The organism is Streptomyces sp. NRRL S-495 (genome assembly GCF_000966955.1).
In the GTDB taxonomy this organism is placed as follows: Bacteria; Actinomycetota; Actinomycetes; order Streptomycetales; family Streptomycetaceae; genus Kitasatospora; species Kitasatospora purpeofusca.
Genome location: NZ_JZWY01000356.1, coordinates 1 through 1,223 on the forward strand (window position 1 = coordinate 1; position 1,223 = coordinate 1,223).

2 protein-coding genes and 1 pseudogene are annotated in these 1,223 nt (G+C 75.1%); all 3 read right to left on the reverse strand.

Translation table 11 applies throughout. The annotated features are described in order from the left end of the window. Positions 1-204, reverse strand: a pseudogene (locus VR45_RS18715) (lipase family protein); the annotation flags it as partial. A gap of 147 nt (positions 205-351) precedes the next feature. Beyond that, a complete protein-coding gene (locus tag VR45_RS18720) occupies positions 352-750 on the reverse strand; it encodes a MerR family transcriptional regulator (protein ID WP_045940938.1) in 399 nt (132 codons plus the stop codon). Positions 751-780: 30 nt separating this feature from the next. Then, positions 781-1,223: zinc-binding dehydrogenase (locus VR45_RS18725; protein WP_045940939.1), on the reverse strand; the 443-nt coding region annotated here is incomplete at its 5' end.

A 1,223-nucleotide genomic window follows, 5' to 3' on the forward strand; every position in this document is an offset into this window, starting at 1 on the left:
GGTGAAGGCCTGGGTGTCCTGGAGCGGGAAGGGCGGGACGAACTTGCTCTCGTGGTGCCGCACCTCGGTGAAGCCCCAGTCGCGGGCCTGCCGCTCGATGGTGTCCTTGTCCTTGTAGGCCAGGTCGGCGGCCCTGGCCAGCCAGTACGCGTGCGGCAGGCTGTAGCTCTTCACCCGATGGTCGAACGTGGTGGGGACGGCCACGCCGGGGACTCCTTTCGTGGGGCCGGCGGCCCACGGGCCGCCGGCGCGGTGCGGTCCTGCACTTCCTAGCGCCGATCGCCCACGCACGATCAGCGCCGCACCGCAGGATCACCCGAACGCCCGGTGGACCCGCCGCCGCGCCCGGCACTACTGGCGCGAGAGCTGCGGACCGGCCTCCGTCCCGGTGTGGCGGGCCAGGGCCTCGCGCAGCCGGGTCAGCCGGGCGATCTCCGCGTCCAGCGCGGCGAGCCGCCGCTCGACCACCGGGGCGAAGGTGTCCGGCCCGAAGTCCCCGTCGGAGGCGCAGCTGCGCGGAGGGTCCTCGGCGAGCAGGTCCAGCCGGTGGGTCCGGCTGGCCAGGTCGTCCACGGTGAGGCCGAGCGCCAGCAGGGCGCGGATGACCCGCACCCTGGTCACGGCCTCCGGCCCGTACTCGCGCTGGCCGGAGGCGCTCCGGACGGCGGGCGGGAGCAGTCCGCGCTGCTCGTAGAAGCGCAGTGCCCTGGGCGTGGTGCCGGCGGCTGCCGCCGCGTCGCCGATCCTCATCCGGCCCGCCATCCGTCCTCCGTGTGTGCGTCAGTCCCGCAGTTCCACGATCAGCGCGCCGAAGAGGTCGCCCTCGATCAGCCGGGACAACGCTCCGGGTGCCTGTTCGATGCCCGTCAGGACGGTCCGGGGGACGGCCAGTTCACCGGACCGCAGCCAGCCGGCGAGCCGCTCGCGCCATTCCGGGTCCAGGTCCTGGTAGCGCTGGCCGGCGATGCCGTGGACGGTGGCGTCGCGGACGAGCAGCCGGAAGCTGTCCACCACGGCGGGCGCGCTGGCACCGCGGCGGGCCGGGTCGAACTGTCCGGCGAGCGCGCCGATCAGCGCGAACCGCGCGCCCGGGCGGGCGGCGTCGACGGCCGCTGTCAGCTGCTCGCCGCCGACCATGTCCAGCAGGACGTCGATGCCTTCCGGGGCCGCCTCGGCGAGCTGGTCCGCGATCGGGCGCTCGCCGCGCACCAGCACGGCGTCGT

What these genes read in the sequence shown, in the direction of transcription:
- VR45_RS18720 (WP_045940938.1), bottom strand. Translation starts at nt 750, where the DNA reads ATGAGGATCGGCGACGCGGCGGCAGCCGCCGGCACCACGCCCAGGGCA.